Source organism: Methylobacterium sp. Leaf111 (genome assembly GCF_001423285.1).
In the GTDB taxonomy this organism is placed as follows: Bacteria; Pseudomonadota; Alphaproteobacteria; order Rhizobiales; family Beijerinckiaceae; genus Methylobacterium.
Genome location: NZ_LMNE01000018.1, coordinates 1 through 13986, shown reverse-complemented (window position 1 = coordinate 13986; position 13986 = coordinate 1). Strand labels below are relative to the sequence as shown.

Below are 13986 nucleotides of genomic sequence, written 5' to 3'. Positions count from 1 at the left end.
CCGCCCCGCTTCGGGCGCGGCGCGCTCAGAACCGGTAGCCGAGGCCGGCGCCCACCATGAGCATGTCCAGGTCGGCCGCCACCCGCACGCCGCCGATCGTGTAGGATTGACGCGGCACGAAGAGGTACTTCACCGCAACGTTCCCGAACCAGTTGCCGCCGAGGTGATAGTCGAGGCCGGCCTGGAGCACGGGGCTGGCCAGCGACCCGAGCGTGAAATCGGGGATCCCCCGCGCCGGGTCGATCGCGATGGGCGTGGTCACGGCGAGGCCGACCCCGAGATAGGGATTGAGACGCGCCCCGGGCAGGAGGTGATACTGGAGGGTCGCCATGGCGGCGGCGTTCCAGACCGATCCGATCGCGACGTCGCCCACCAGCGAGTTCCGGATCTTCGGGCGGGTCCGGATCGGGCCCGCCTGTCCCTCGATGGCGATGTGATCCGTCAGGAAGTACGAGACGTCGCCGTCCGGCAGCAGGGCGGTGGGCGTCTTGCTCTGTCCGCCGATCACGGCGATGTGGGTGCTCTGCTCCGTGGGGATGGTGCCCATGATGCGGCCGCGCACGAGCCAGTCCCCGGCCCGCAAGCCGCGATCGACGCCGACGGGCTCCGCCGCCCGTGCGAGGCCCGCTCCGTCCGCGAGGACGACGGCCAGGAGCGAACCGAGGGACGAGGCGAGCTTCGACATGGGACGTGCTTTCGGAGAGGCCGGACCGCGCGACGCGCTCGGGCGCCGGGGCCCGGGCGGAAGGCCGCCGGGACGGGGCTCGCGCGGCGCACCCGGTCGCGGGGCTGTCCCGGAAAGCTAGGCGGATCGACTGAAGATACTCTTAAGCATGCCCTTTGCCATGTCCTTAATTTTGCAGATTTACAGTATTGCAGGACGATTTTCGCAGATATGTATTTGATATAGTAGTGCAAATACAATAAATCTTCCTGATCGTCGCCCCTATGCATTCGTTGCGTATTCGTATCTTATGAAATGATAAATCCCGTGGCAGCCTCCACAGATGCCGCGATTGTTGTGACGGTGGTGGCGCTGTGTCTGGAGACGGAGTTCTGTGATGCTTGATCTCCACACCCTTCACTTTGCCAGTGCTGCCAGCCGGTGTGCCTACGTCGTCGTCTTTCTCGTCATGGCCCTCAGCCAGCGGCAGCAGACCTTTCTCTGGCAATGGATGGGCGCCATGGGGACGTCGATGGTGGGATCGCTCATCATGATGCACGTCCCGTCGTCCGACGCGCCGCCGGTCTGGATCGCGATGGTCGTCTACTGGCTCTACGCCGGGAGTCTCGTCCTGTGCTGGACGGGCCTGCGCAGCTTCTTCGGCCGCCCCGTGCGGATCGATCTCGGGATCTGTCTCACCGCCCTCCCGGGTCTCCTCTATCCGCTCCTGCTCTCGGCCGGTGTCGCCAACCGCCTGGCGGTCGCGGCCGTGTTCCTCTGCTGCCTCGGGGTCGCCCTCCTGGCCGCCCGCGAGACCGTTCGCCTGTCGCCGGGCGTCGAACGCCTGTGGTCGCAATCCATCGTGACCGTGGCGTTCGGATCCTATGTGCTGGTCTTCCTCGTCTCGATCGGGGTCCTCGTCGGCACCGACTGGCCGACGGCCTCGGCGGAGACCGAGCGCAACTCCATGATCCTGGATCAGGTCATGGGGGTCCTGGCCTATTTCGGCTACATCGCGATGGCCGCCGAGCGCGCCAACCGGACGCTCCTGCGCTTGGCCGAGACGGATCCGCTCACCGGGCTCTCCAACCGCCGCGGCCTGCAGAAGCAGCTGCGCCGCCGCCTTCCGGCCCCGGGCCGGCAGGCGCTGGGCGGGGTCCTGATCCTGGACATCGACCACTTCAAGTCCATCAACGACCGCTACGGCCACGAGAGCGGGGACGCCATCCTGGCGACGTTCGCGGCCCGCGTGCGGGCAACGCTCCGGGCCACGGACCTGATCGCCCGCTGGGGCGGCGAGGAGTTCCTCATCGTTCTTCCGGGCGCCGGTCCGCAGGAACTCCTGCCCGTGGCCGAACGCGTGCGGGCGGCCGTCGCCGAGGAGCCGTTTCCGCATCGGTCCGGGGCCCTGACGGTCACGGTGAGCATCGGAGCCGCCATGATGGGGCTGGACGCGGCGAGCTTTGAGGAGGCGACGCGGCAGGCCGACGCCGCCCTCTACCGGGCGAAGGCCCAGGGGCGGAACCGCGTCTGCTGCGAGCCGAAGGCGGCTCCGACGCCCGGCGCAGTGGGGGGCGCAGTCGGGGGTGGCCTCGGGCAGGCCCGTGCCCTGCCGCTCGCCGATCCGACGCCGCTCGACCCCCCGGTGGTGGACCTGCCGGTCAACGTGCCGGTCGCCGATCTGCCGCACGCCGATCTGCGCCTGGCTTAGGGCGTCCCGGACCTGCTCCGGCCCGAAGACCCCGTCAGGCCCGGCCCGGCCCGCGTCCCGCAGGCTCGGGGGCGTGGGCCGGCGCCAGATCGCGCGTCCGAGGAGCAGTCCGAGGCGTCGGCAGAACAGCGCCAGACCCAGGCACCAGGCCAGCCCCGCCAGCAGGGCGCTGGCCAGGGCCGCGAGGCCGGCACCGAGGGCCAGGGCGCCACGGCCGAGGAGCGCCAGGGTGGCGCGGGTGCGGGGGCCGAGGCGCTCGCTGAGGCGGACCGCGCGGGTGACGTCGCCGGAGTCCCGGGCGAGGCCGAGCACCTGCATCACCCCGCGCTGGCCGGTGCGGCGGCCGAGCACGAGGGCATCGCCGGCCAGGTTCGTCAGGCGCGCCACCGTGCCGGGCCGGATGGCGAGGCCGGCGGCGGCCCGCGCGCCGGCGACGTCCAGGCGGGCGGAGGCGGCGACCGCGCCGGCCACGGCCTCGCGATCGAGGCCGGCGCGGACCGTGCGGCCCAGGCTCGCGGCGAGTGCGGGCGAGAGCCGGCCGCCGCGCCGGGCCGCCTTCAGCACGGTCATGCCGGCACGCCCGCCCGCGCCCGCCCCGGCCGTCCAGGTGGCGACGGTGAGCGGCAGGCCCACCAGCGCCATGCCGAGGAGGAGCGGGTCGTAGGGCTCGGCGCGGGCGTAGCGCCCGCCCTCGCGCAGGAGGTCGCGCAGGTCGCCGAGGCCGGTCACGTCGGCCGCGAGGGTGCCGGCGAGACCCGCCGTCCCCTCCGCGGTGCCCGAGACCGCCCCGGCCGCGAAGTCCCGGGCGGCGCGGCTCATCCGGCCCTGCGCCAGGGCCTCCACGCGGCCCCGGCGGGCCGGATCGACGGGCAGGCCGCGGGTCTCGGCCAGCGCCAGGAAGCTCAGGGCGAGGTCCTCGTCCTCCGCCGCGACCGCGGCATCGAGCCCGGCCTCCAGGCGCTCCGGCGTGGCCGCGCGCTCCAGGCGGATCTCCGCCAGGGCGCCGGGATCGTCGGCCGCCGCGAGGAGGCGGCCCGCGCGCGCGGCGGGTACGAGCACCGGTGCCGCCGCGACCGCCAGGGTCACGCCGGCCGCCAGGAGGCCGATCCAGCCCGCGGCCGCGGAGAACCAGGCCGCACCGCCGCGCAGGCGCATCCGCGTCATGTCCGATCCCGTGCCAATGGGCCGGGTGGAGATGGGGACGCGGCGGGGGACGCGCATCTCCGCCTCCGCCGTCAGGATGCCGCGACGCCGTAGCGCCGGTGCAGGCTGCTCGCGAAGCGGTCGGCGAACTTGGCCGTCGCCACCGGCAGGGTGCGGCCCCGCAGCTGCGCCAGGATCAGCGCCATCGGGGCGAGGTCCCGGGCGTCGATGGGGCGGGAGCGCAGGCGGGGATCTTCGGGGATGCCGCTCGGGACCTGCAGGCTGACCGCGTCCTCGCGCAGGACGAGGTTGCGCAGGAATTCCAGCGAGCTCGACTCGATGGCGGGCCTCAGCGGTGTGCCCCGGCGGCCCAGCGCGTCGTCGAAATGGTGGCGGATGGCGAGCGAGCGGTCCGGCAGGGCCATCGGGTGGGCGAGGCAGTCGCGCAGGCGCACCGGGCCGGTCTCCGCGGCCAGCGGGTGCTCGGCCCGCATCAGCGCGCACAGCGTCTGGCGGCAGGAGAACAGCACCTGCATGTCGGCCGAGGGCGGCGGCTGCAGCACCAGGGCGAGGTCGGCCTCGAACTGGGCCAGCGCCGCCACCGCCTGGACGTGATCGCGGACCTGCACGGTGAAGGTCACCTGCGGGAACTGTGCCCGGTAGGCCTCGACCTCGTCCGGCACCACGTGGTTGACGAAGGCCTGGCTGCAGGCCAGCGCCACGTGCCCGCGCCGGACCCCGGACAGGTCGGCGATCTGCGAGCGCACCCGCTCCAGGTCGGCGCGCTGGTCGCGGATGTGGCGCACCAGCAATTCGCCGGCCGCGTTGAGGCGCATGCCCTGGGCCACCCGCTCGAAGATCGGCGTGCCGAGCTCGTATTCGAGGTCCTGGATCTGCCGGGTCAGGGCGGAGGGCGTGATGTTGAGCCGCTCCGCCGCCCGGCGGATCGCGCCGTGGCGGGCCACCTCGGCCACGTAGGTGAGGATGCGTAGGTGCTTCATCGTGCGGGTCCGCTGGTCCCGCCCCTGTTGCCCGATCGGCAACGGGGCAGTCAAGAAACAGCACTCGCGTGCAACAGGCGATGACCCTAGCCTCGGTGGTCGAGACTTGCCGTCCGGAGCCCCGCCATGATCCGCCGTCGCACCCTCCTGGCCGGCCTCGGCGCCGGCCTCCTGGCCACGCCCCTCGGCCTTCCCCGTCCGGCCCGGGCGCAGGCCCCCACGGTGATCCGGATGGGCTCCCTGAAGCTGATCCACTCGATCGCGCCGCATTTCTACGAGTCGTTCACCCCGGCCGGATACAAGGTCGAGGTCGTGCCGTTCGAGAGCCCCACCGAGTGCAAGAACGCGGTGGTGACGAAGTCGGTGGATTTCGGGACCTTCGGCATCGCCGCCGGCACCCTGGGAGCGGCCGCCGGCGAGCCCCTCGTCATCATCGCCTCGACCTGCAACCGCGGCATGGCGATCATCGCCAGGAAGGATGCGGGCATCGCCGCCCTCAAGGACCTCAAGGGCAAGCGCGTCGCCCTGTGGCCCGGCTCGACCCAGGAGGTCTTCGCCCTGGAGCGCCTGCGCCAGGAAGGGATGAGCGTGAAGGACATCACCCCGGTGCGGATCTCGTTCTCGGAGATGCACATCGCCCTGGCGCGCGGCGACATCGACGCCTATGTGGGCGCCGAGCCGGCCCCGGGCGTGAGCCTCGCCAGCGGCGTCGGCAGCCTCGTCGAGTATCCCTACGGGACCGAGATGGGCGCCCTCAACATGGTGTTCGGCGCGCACGCCGACACCACGGCGGAGCGGCCCGAGATCGTCCGCACGATGCTGGAGATCCACCGCAAGGCCACGGAGTTTGCGCAGGGCAACCGCGAGGCGATGATCGCCATGGCGGTGGCCAAGCTCGGGCAGAAGCGGGAGGCGCTGGAACTCTCCGCCCCGAACGTCGAGCTGAAATGGAAGCTCGGTGAGACCGAGGTCGCCCAGGCCAAGGTCTATGCCGACCGCATGCTCGCCCTGAAGCAGATCAAGCGCCTGCCCGATTTTTCGACCTTCATCGACACCCGCTTCGTCGATGCCATGAGGGACGCGTGAGCGCCGCGCCGGCCGCCGTCGCGGCGTCCGTGCCGGCGGCCCCGCCCCGCCCGCGCGTCGCATGGCCCTGGGGGCGCCTGCGCGAGGCGGCCCTGGCCCTGGCGATCCCCGCCGGGCTCGCCGTCATCTGGCATCTCCTGACGACGGGGCGGCCCTACAGCCTGATCCCGCCGCCCGCGGAGGTCTGGACGGCGCTGGTCGACCTCGCCGTGGGGGGCATCAACGACGACGCCTTCAGCGCCACCCTGCTCACCCATCTCGGCGCCTCGCTGTCGCGGGTCTACGGGGGCTTCGCTCTCGCGGTGCTGTTCGCGCTCCCCCTCGGCCTCCTCATCGGGCGGGTGCCGCTGATGCGCCAGCTCCTCGACCCGACCTTCCAGATCCTGCGGCCGGTGCCGGTCACCGCCTGGCTGCCGCTCGCCATGATCCTGTTCGGCCTCGGGCCGCGCTCGGCCTATTTCCTCGTCTTCCTCGGGGCGTTCTACCCCATCCTGGTCAACACCATCTTCGGGGTGCGCTCGGTGGAGCCGCGCCTGTTCGAGGCGGCGGCGATGCTCGGCTGCCGGGGCTCGGCCCAGTTCGCCCGGGTGGTGCTGCCCGCCGCCCTGCCGTCGATCTTCACGGGCCTGCGCCTCGGTCTCGGCTTCGCCTGGGTGGTGATCGTGGTCGGCGAGATGACCGGCGTGCAGACGGGGCTCGGCGCCATCATCATGGAGGCGCGCCAGCTTTCCCGCACCGAGATCGTCATCTGCGGCATGATCGTCATCGGCGTCGCGGGCTTCCTGTCGGACCGGATCGTCATGCTGATCGGCCGCCGCCTCCTGGCCTGGAGTCCGTCTCATGGGTGATCCGACGCTTCCGATTCTCGAGATCCGCGACGTCGGCAAGACCTTCGCGGTCCAGGGCAGGACGGTGACCGCCCTGAAGGGGGCCAACCTCACGGTGACGCGGGGCGAGTTCGTCTGCCTGCTGGGCGCCTCGGGCTGCGGCAAGTCCACCCTGCTGCGCATCGCCGCCGGCTTCGAGGCGCCCTCCTCCGGCGAAGCGTGCATGTGGGGCAAGCCCATCGCCGGCCCCGACCCGTCGCGCGGCATGGTCTTCCAGGATTACGGCCTGTTCCCCTGGCTCTCGGTCCGCGACAACATCGGATTCGGTCCGAAATCCCGCGGGCGCCCTGCGCCTGAGATCCGCGACACGGTGGCCCGCTACATCGACCTCGTGGGCCTCGGCCCCTTTGCGGACGCGCATCCCCACCAGCTCTCGGGGGGCATGAAGCAGCGCGTCGCCATCGCCCGGGTGCTGGCCAACGAGGCGGAGGTGGTGCTGATGGACGAGCCCTTCGGGGCGCTCGACGCCATGACCCGCGAGCGCCTGCAGGACGAGCTCCTCGAGCTCTGGAGCCGCACGGGCCTGACCGTGCTGTTCGTCACCCATGCCATCGAGGAGGCGATCTTCCTCGCCGACCGCGTCGTGGTGATGTCGCCGAGCCCCGGCCGGATCGACGCCGTGCACGACATCGCCCTGCCCCGCCGCCGCGACGTCTCGAGCCCGGCCTTCAACGACATCCGCCGGATGCTCTCGGCCCAGCTCCACAGCCATCACGGCCGCGTCGCCGCGTGAGGCGCTGACGTCCGGAACGGGTCCCTCTCCCCCTCGAGGGGAAGGGGAACGGGCGGCGCCCGCCGCCCTCCACATGTCCAACCCCTGGTGCCGCGCCGAGCCCGCATGACCGAACCGGATTTGTCGGACCCCCGCCGCCCCGAGCGCCGCCTCGCCTACCGGGCCGCCATCGACCGGCCGCGCCTCGTCCTGCCGAAGGGCAAGCACGTGGCGATCTGGCCGGTGGTGAATGTCGAGCACTGGCTCATCGACAACCCGATGCCGCGCCAGATCCTGGTGGCGCCGACCGGCGCGACCCTCCTGCCCGACCTCGCCAACTGGGGCTGGCACGAATACGGGATGCGCGTCGGGTTCTGGCGCTTCCTCGCGGCGTTCCAGGCGCGCGGGGTCCGCCCGACCCTGTCGGTCAACGGCTCGGTCTGCGAGGCCTATCCCCGCGTGGCGCACGAAGCCCACGCCGCGGGCTGGGAGTTCATGGGCCACGGCTTCCACCAGGTCCCGACCCACCGCATCGCGGACGAGCCCGCGATGATCGCCCGGACCCTGGCGGCGATCCGCGCCGTGACGGGGACGAACCCGCGCGGCTGGCTCGGGCCCGGCCTGACCGAGACCCTCGACACCCCGGACCACCTCGCCGCCGCCGGTCTCGACTATGTGGGCGACTGGGTGGTGGACGACCGGCCAAGCCGCATCGCCACCGCGACGCGCCCGCTCATCGCCCTGCCCTACTCGGTGGAGCTGAACGACATCCCCCTGCTGGCGATCCAGCATCACCGTGCCGACGAGTTCGTGGCCCGGGCGCTGGCCCAGGTCGAGCGCCTCGCCGCGGAGGCGGCCGGCGACGGGCCGCTGGGCGGCGCCAAGGTGATGGGATTCGCCCTCCACCCCTACATCACCGGCGTCCCCCACCGCATCGGGCTGCTGGAGCGGCTCCTCGACGCGCTCCTCGCCCGCGACGACGTCTGGTTCGCCCAAGGGGGCGAACTCGTGGACTGGTATCGGGGAACCGGCGATGAGGCTTGAGACCGACGGGACGCCGCCGACGGACTGGCGGGACCTCGACCGCGCGGCCCTGAGCCGGGCCTACGACAATGCGGGGGCGGTCGCCGACAGCGCCGCCCGCCTCGCCGACTGGAGCGCGCGCAGCGCCGCCCTCCGGGCCCGCCCGGGCCACACCCTCGATCTCCCCTACGATCCGGGGCCGCCCCACGCTGCCGGCCCCCGGAATCGGATCGACCTGTTCGCCTGCGGACGGGCCGGCGCCCCGCTGCTGGCCTTCATCCATGGCGGCTACTGGCAGCGGAACGCCAAGGAGGGCTTCGCCTGTCTGGCCGAGGGGCCGCTCGCCCTCGGCCTCGACGTGGCCCTGATCGGCTACACCCTGGTGCCGGAGGCGTCGCTGACCCGGATCGCGGACGAGATCCGGGCGGCCCTGCGCGCCCTGCGGGCGCACGATGCCGCCGTGGGCCTGGGGCGTCGGCGCCTCGTGGTTTCCGGCTGGTCGGCGGGCGGGCACCTCGCCGCCCTGGCGCTGGACGGGCCGGACGCCGATGCCGGCCTCGCGATCAGCGGGATCTACGATCTCGCGCCCATCCGCCGGACGTCCCTCGACGACGCGCTCCGGCTCACGCCCGGGGAGGTGGAGGCGCTGTCGCCGATCCGCCTGGCCCCCCGCCGCTTCGTCCCCCTGGTGGTCGCTTACGGGGCCGACGAACTGCCCGAACTTCGGCGCCAGTCGAAGGCCTACGCCGCGGCGCGCGCGGCGGTGGAGCCCGAGACCCGCTGCGTCGCGCTCGACGGCGCGGATCATTTCTCGATCCTCGAGGCCCTGGCGCATCCGGACGGGCGCCTGGCCCGCATCGCCGCCGCGTTGGGCCATTCCTGAGTCGTCCCGGACGCGAATCGCCCCGCCTTCGCCCGGTCGGCCCCTCCTCCGACCCGCCTCGGCTCAGGGCAGGCCACGCATCGTGAACCGCTGATCGTGAAGCGCTCATGGAAAGTTAATGCACGGCCCCGTCGATGCGGCATAGCTTCGGCTTCGGACGCGCAGGTCCGCGCACTCACGCCCTCGGGACGACGGGGATGCGGTGCAGGTCCCGCCCGTCCGCATCCCGGATCACGAGATCCCAGGCGCCCTCGACATGGACCAGTTCGCCGCCCCTGCGAAGTTCCTCGATGACCAGCGCGGCCTGGGCGATGGCCTCGGCGAGGTCGGCCGCTTCGGCGCCCCTCGCGTCGGGCATCGTGGTCCGGCCATCGGTGAGATCGAAATGGAAGCGCATCGGGGAAATGGCCCTCGGGACGCAGGGACGAGCATGGGCCTGTCGCCCCCGCTGGCCTGCCGCCCGAACCGCCGCACGTCCGTTCCAGGCCGGAAGGGATCCAGGTCTCAGGGTATGGGCGACGGGCCAGTCAAAGGGAGGCCGTGGCGTGCTCAGTATCGGATATCGTTGCTCAATCCCGATTAACTTCAGGTAGAATTAAGCGCTTCATTCATCGAAGATGCAATTGGCGAATGGGATGCGCAATTGCGCTAGAAGCAGGTATTGACAATCGGTCTGGAATAATACTTTTTGTCTTTTGTGCACTGCAAAAATGCGTCGTGGCATTGAGGGGCGCTGCCGATGAGCGGGTTCGACGGATATCTTGCAGGTCCCGGAAGCGAGAGGGCAGGAACCGAGGCCCTGCCGGACGAGCGGGTCCTGGCGCTCCGCGCCCATCTCCGGGCCGTCCTTCGAAGCCTGATGTCCGCGATCCAGCCGGCCTGCTGATCCCTCCCGCCAGCGCACGGGCCATCCCCCGTTCAGGCGCAGCGGCCTTCGCGCAGGCCGGGGCCATCCGGCTTCCGGCGAGACGAACGCCTCGCGCCACGTTTTCCTTTTCTCGCCAGGCCTTACTTCTCGCGCCAAGCCTTACTTTTCTCACCAGGCCTTACTTTTCTCGCCAGGCCTTGGCGATCTGGTCGGTGAGCGGCTTGGTGAGGTAGCTGAGCACCGAGCGGTTGCCGAGCTGCATGAAGGTCTCGACCGGCATGCCCGGGACGAGGCGGGCGGTGCCGAGGCGCTCCTTCTGGTCCTCCGGCACGCGGATGCGGGCCGTGTAGTAGCTCATCCCGGTCTTCGGATCGGAGGTGACGTCGGCCGAGACCCGCGACACCACCCCGTCGATCTCCGGCGTGGTGCGCTGGTTGAAGGCCGAGAAGCGCAGCACCGCCGCCTGGTCGAGGCGGACATTGTCGATGTCCTGCGGCTGGATCTTCACCTCCACCGCGAGCTGGTCCGCCTCCGGCACGATCAGCATGGCGGGCTCGGAGGGCGTCACCAGGCCGCCGATCGTGTGCACCGTCATCTGGTGCACCGTGCCCGATTGCGGGGCGCGCATGTCGACACGCTTGAGCTGGTCCTCGGCGGCCACGCGCTTCTCGACGTATTCCGACCACTTGCCCCGGATCTCGGCGAGGTCCTTGCCGGTCTCGGTGCGCATGTCGCCGTCGATCTGAAGGATCTGCAGCTCGGTCTCGGCGATCTTGCCGCGTGCCGAGGCCGTCGAGGCGAGGAGCTGCCCGCGCTCGCCGTCGAGGCGCGCGGCGTCGCGCTCGAGGGCGTTGACCCGGGCCAGGGGCACCAGGTTCTTGGCGTAGAGCTCCCGCACGCCCTGCAACTCGCCGGTGATGAAGCCGACCTCGCGGGCCTTGGCCGCGACCTGCTCGGTCAGGCCCTTGATCTCCTCGCGCAGCTGCTGGACGCGCTCGCGCAGCTGCGCCTTCTGGCCCTCGCGGCCGGCCACGCGGGACCTGAACAGCCGGGTCTCGCCCTCGATCAGGTGGGCCACCGAGGGATCGCTGTCCTTGCGGGCCAGCAACTCGGGCGGGAAGGCGATGGTGGCGGCGCCGTCGCGCTCGGCCTCGTCGCGGGCGCGCCGGGCGGAGAGCTCGTCGAGGGCCTTCAGGATGATGTCGAGGTTGGCCCGGGTCTGGGTCTCGTCGAGACGGATCAGGATGTCGCCGGCCTTGACGCGCATGCCGTCGTGGACCCGCAGCTCGCCGACGACGCCGCCGGTGGGATGCTGCACCTTCTTCACGTCGGTTTCGACCACGAGCTGGCCCGGCGCGATCACGGCGCCGGAGATCTGGGTGAAGGTGGCCCAGCCGCCCACGCCCACCACCAGCACCGCGCCCAGGGCGAGGCCGAGGGCGAGGTGGCGGCGGATCGAGCCCTGCGCGGTGGGACGCGGGGCCGTGAGGGCGGGATGCAGGTCGACGGGGCTGAGGGCGACGGACATCATGCACTCTCCTGCAGGGCGCCGGGGCCGGCCTGCGTGTCCACGGGGCGGGCCTCCACGGGGACCGAGGCCGGACGCAGCACGCGCTTGAGGACCTCGTCCTTCGGCCCGAAGGCCTGGGCCCGGCCCTCCGCCATCATCAGGATGAGGTCGACCGCGCCGAGGGCGGACGGCCGGTGGGCGATGACGATGCAGATGCCGCCGCGGCGGCGCACCCCGATGATCGCCTGGGTCAGGGCGTTCTCGCCCTCCGCGTCGAGATTGGCGTTGGGCTCGTCGAGGATGACCAGGAAGGGATCGCCGTAGAGGGCCCGGGCCAGGCCGACGCGCTGGCGCTGGCCGGCGGAGAGGCCGGCACCGCCCTCGCCGATGCGGGTGTCGTAGCCCTCAGACAGGCGCAGGATCAGCTCGTGCACGCCGGCCGCGCGGGCGGCCGCGATCACGGCGTCGGAGGGGGCCTGCGGATCGAAGCGGGCGATGTTCTCCGCCACCGTGCCGGCGAACAGCTCCACCTCCTGGGGCAGGAAGCCGATATGGGGGCCGAGATCGTCGGCCGACCATTGGTCGAGGGCGGCGCCGTCGAGGCGCACCTTGCCGCGCACGGCCGGCCAGACCCCGACGAGGGCGCGCACCAGGCTCGACTTGCCCGAGGCCGAGGGGCCGATGACGCCGAGGCCCTGGCCGGCCTGGAGGGCGAAGCTGACGTCCTGGACCACGAGGCGGGGGGTTCCGGGCGGGGCGACGCTGACGCTCTCGACCTGAAGCGCGCGGGATGGCGCCGGGAGCGCGTGCGGCTGCGCGCCGGCGGGCATGCGGGCGAAGAGCTCGGAGAGGCGGGCCCAGGACTGGCGGGCCTGGACGAAGCTCTTCCAGTTGGCGATGGCGAGCTCCGCCGGGGCCAGGGCCCGGGCCACCAGGATCGAGGAGGCGATGATGATGCCGGCGGAGGCCAGACCGTTGATCACGAGGTAGGCGCCCAGCGCCAGCACCCCGGACTGCAGGGCGGTGCGGAACACCTTGGAGCCGGCGCCGTAGCCGCCGGCGATGTCGGAGGCGCGCTGCTGGGACTGCATGTAGTCGCGGTTGGCCAGGGCCCAGCGGGTGCCGAAGCGCCCCTGCATGCCCATGGCGGCCAAGACCTCGGCGTTGCGGCGGCCGGCCTCGGCCAGGCCGTTCCGACGCAGGCCGTGGGCGGTGGCGGTCTGGGCCGGATGCCGGGTCGCCCGGTCGGTGAGAAGGCCGAGGGTGGCGAGGACGGCCGCGCCCACGAGGGCGGCGACGCCGATCAGGGGATGGAACAGGAAGCAGATCAGCAGATAGATCGGCATCCAGGGGAGATCGAAGAAGGCGGAGGGGCCCGAGCCGCCGAGGAAGGCGCGCAGCTGGTCGAGGTCGCGCAGAGGCAGGAGGCCGTCGCCGGGGGCGGCCCCCTTCAGGGGCGCGCGTACCACGATGTCGAAGACTCGCCCGCTCAGGGATTCGTCCAGGGCGGCACCGATGCGGGCCAGGATGCGCGAGCGCAGGGCTTCGAGCAGTCCCTGGAAGATGTAGAGCACGAAGGCCAGGATGCAGAGGCCGATCAGGGTCGGTACCGACCGGCTCGGGATCACCCGGTCGTAGACCTCGAGCATGAAGAACGAGCCGGTGAGATAGAGCACGTTCACGAGCCCGCTCATGGCGGCCACGCCGATGAAGGCCGTCCGGCACTGCGCCAGTGCCGAGGCCAGCTCGGCGGAATCCCGGGCCTGCGTCACGATCTGCTTCCTTCCCGGCGAGACCGGTGCGGCCCGCCCCTCTCCACAACTGTATTTTGAGCGAGCCACTTAGTCGTTGCAAGTGTCTCCGCGCGCTGATGCTCCCTCGTGCGCGCCCGTAATCAGTCGGGATTACATCTGATACCGAAGCGGAGCGCGCTGCGAGGTCGGAGCGAAGACGCCCCGCGAAGCGGCCGCGGCGCATTCCATAGGCATGTGGCAATCGTGTGAAGATGCGGTGAATGCGCCCTCCGCCGAAATTGGGGCCGATCGGGGCTGCGGTGGCACAATCCGCCGTGGACAGGCCGAGACCGCCCCTCCCCCGCCGATCGGCACCGTGCGAGAGTACCGCCGAATAGGGGTGGGGGCGACGCATGGGGGCCCTGCGCGCCCGACCCGGCGGTCGCTGGGATGCCTTGCGCATGGGCGTCGTAAAAATGTGATGTTGGGTGTTGACGGCCCCGGCCGGCGCCCGTATACCCCGGTTCATCGGCGCCGGCCAACGGGTTTGGCGGCGCACCGACGCTTCTGCAGAGACTTTCGGATGGGGATCCGGCGAAGAGCTGGATGACCAACTGTTTTTGTCTGTAGCGGCATTGGGACCGAACGGTTCGTGTTCGGTACAATGTTCTTTGACAAGTGAATCTGAGAAAGAGAAGCGTGGGCGGCGATTTTGCTCTTGCGGATCCTCTGTGAAGAGGATTGTGAGACGATTGCTGACACGTT

Annotated in this window: 11 protein-coding genes; 6 read left to right on the top strand and 5 right to left on the bottom strand. The window is 71.5% G+C overall.

The features are described 5' to 3' along the window. Positions 1 to 25: 25 nt before the first annotated feature. Positions 26 to 685 carry an OmpW family protein gene (locus ASF41_RS12020; RefSeq protein ID WP_056493498.1) on the bottom strand — a complete coding sequence of 220 codons (660 nt, stop codon included), beginning with the start codon at positions 683 to 685 and terminating at the stop codon, positions 26 to 28. A gap of 376 nt (positions 686 to 1061) precedes the next feature. Between ASF41_RS12020 and ASF41_RS12015 the strand changes: the two genes are divergently transcribed. Then, positions 1062 to 2375, top strand: coding sequence for a GGDEF domain-containing protein (locus tag ASF41_RS12015; RefSeq protein ID WP_056276966.1), 1314 nt, complete (start codon positions 1062 to 1064; stop codon positions 2373 to 2375). A gap of 1235 nt (positions 2376 to 3610) precedes the next feature. Here the strand turns inward: ASF41_RS12015 and ASF41_RS12005 are convergent. Continuing rightward, complete coding sequence (locus ASF41_RS12005) at positions 3611 to 4519, bottom strand: LysR family transcriptional regulator (RefSeq protein WP_056381005.1); 909 nt, start codon at positions 4517 to 4519, stop codon at positions 3611 to 3613. 126 nt (positions 4520 to 4645) lie between these two features. On the opposite strand from ASF41_RS12005, the gene ASF41_RS12000 reads away from it, so the two are divergent. The 5 genes from ASF41_RS12000 (at position 4646) to ASF41_RS11980 (ending at position 9110) form a co-directional block, all read left to right on the top strand. Continuing rightward, the gene (locus ASF41_RS12000; RefSeq protein ID WP_056493492.1) at positions 4646 to 5605 is read left to right on the top strand and encodes an ABC transporter substrate-binding protein; all 960 of its coding nucleotides are present in this window, start codon (positions 4646 to 4648) and stop codon (positions 5603 to 5605) included. Next, the gene (locus ASF41_RS11995; protein WP_056221830.1) at positions 5602 to 6453 is read left to right on the top strand and encodes an ABC transporter permease; all 852 of its coding nucleotides are present in this window, start codon (positions 5602 to 5604) and stop codon (positions 6451 to 6453) included. The genes ASF41_RS12000 and ASF41_RS11995 overlap by 4 nt, the downstream gene beginning before the upstream one ends. Next, a complete protein-coding gene (locus ASF41_RS11990; protein WP_056221828.1) occupies positions 6446 to 7225 on the top strand; it encodes an ABC transporter ATP-binding protein in 780 nt (259 codons plus the stop codon). Before ASF41_RS11995 ends, ASF41_RS11990 begins: the two co-directional genes overlap by 8 nt. A 105-nt stretch (positions 7226 to 7330) precedes the next feature. Next, positions 7331 to 8248 (top strand): polysaccharide deacetylase family protein, encoded by a 918-nt coding sequence (locus tag ASF41_RS11985; RefSeq protein WP_056276980.1) that lies wholly within the window; start codon positions 7331 to 7333, stop codon positions 8246 to 8248. Continuing rightward, the gene (locus ASF41_RS11980) at positions 8238 to 9110 is read left to right on the top strand and encodes an alpha/beta hydrolase (RefSeq protein ID WP_056493489.1); all 873 of its coding nucleotides are present in this window, start codon (positions 8238 to 8240) and stop codon (positions 9108 to 9110) included. The genes ASF41_RS11985 and ASF41_RS11980 overlap by 11 nt, the downstream gene beginning before the upstream one ends. A 175-nt stretch (positions 9111 to 9285) precedes the next feature. On the opposite strand, the gene ASF41_RS11975 is transcribed toward ASF41_RS11980, so the two are convergent. The 3 genes from ASF41_RS11975 to ASF41_RS11965 form a co-directional block, all read right to left on the bottom strand. After that, positions 9286 to 9507: a DUF6894 family protein gene (locus ASF41_RS11975; protein WP_056221819.1), complete on the bottom strand. Its 222-nt coding sequence runs from the start codon at positions 9505 to 9507 to the stop codon at positions 9286 to 9288. A 649-nt stretch (positions 9508 to 10156) separates the two neighbouring features. Further along, entirely contained in the window at positions 10157 to 11506 is a 1350-nt protein-coding gene (locus tag ASF41_RS11970; protein WP_056221817.1) for an HlyD family type I secretion periplasmic adaptor subunit, read from the bottom strand. Then, entirely contained in the window at positions 11506 to 13263 is a 1758-nt protein-coding gene (locus ASF41_RS11965) for a type I secretion system permease/ATPase (RefSeq protein ID WP_407067277.1), read from the bottom strand. The genes ASF41_RS11970 and ASF41_RS11965 overlap by 1 nt, the downstream gene beginning before the upstream one ends. Positions 13264 to 13986: the final 723 nt, after the last annotated feature.

What these genes read in the sequence shown, in the direction of transcription:
- ASF41_RS12020 (WP_056493498.1), bottom strand. Translation starts at nt 685, where the DNA reads ATGTCGAAGCTCGCCTCGTCCCTCGGTTCGCTCCTGGCCGTCGTCCTC.
- ASF41_RS12015 (WP_056276966.1), top strand. Translation starts at nt 1,062, where the DNA reads ATGCTTGATCTCCACACCCTTCACTTTGCCAGTGCTGCCAGCCGGTGT.
- ASF41_RS12005 (WP_056381005.1), bottom strand. Translation starts at nt 4,519, where the DNA reads ATGAAGCACCTACGCATCCTCACCTACGTGGCCGAGGTGGCCCGCCAC.
- ASF41_RS12000 (WP_056493492.1), top strand. Translation starts at nt 4,646, where the DNA reads ATGATCCGCCGTCGCACCCTCCTGGCCGGCCTCGGCGCCGGCCTCCTG.
- ASF41_RS11990 (WP_056221828.1), top strand. Translation starts at nt 6,446, where the DNA reads ATGGGTGATCCGACGCTTCCGATTCTCGAGATCCGCGACGTCGGCAAG.
- ASF41_RS11985 (WP_056276980.1), top strand. Translation starts at nt 7,331, where the DNA reads ATGACCGAACCGGATTTGTCGGACCCCCGCCGCCCCGAGCGCCGCCTC.
- ASF41_RS11980 (WP_056493489.1), top strand. Translation starts at nt 8,238, where the DNA reads ATGAGGCTTGAGACCGACGGGACGCCGCCGACGGACTGGCGGGACCTC.
- ASF41_RS11975 (WP_056221819.1), bottom strand. Translation starts at nt 9,507, where the DNA reads ATGCGCTTCCATTTCGATCTCACCGATGGCCGGACCACGATGCCCGAC.
- ASF41_RS11970 (WP_056221817.1), bottom strand. Translation starts at nt 11,506, where the DNA reads ATGTCCGTCGCCCTCAGCCCCGTCGACCTGCATCCCGCCCTCACGGCC.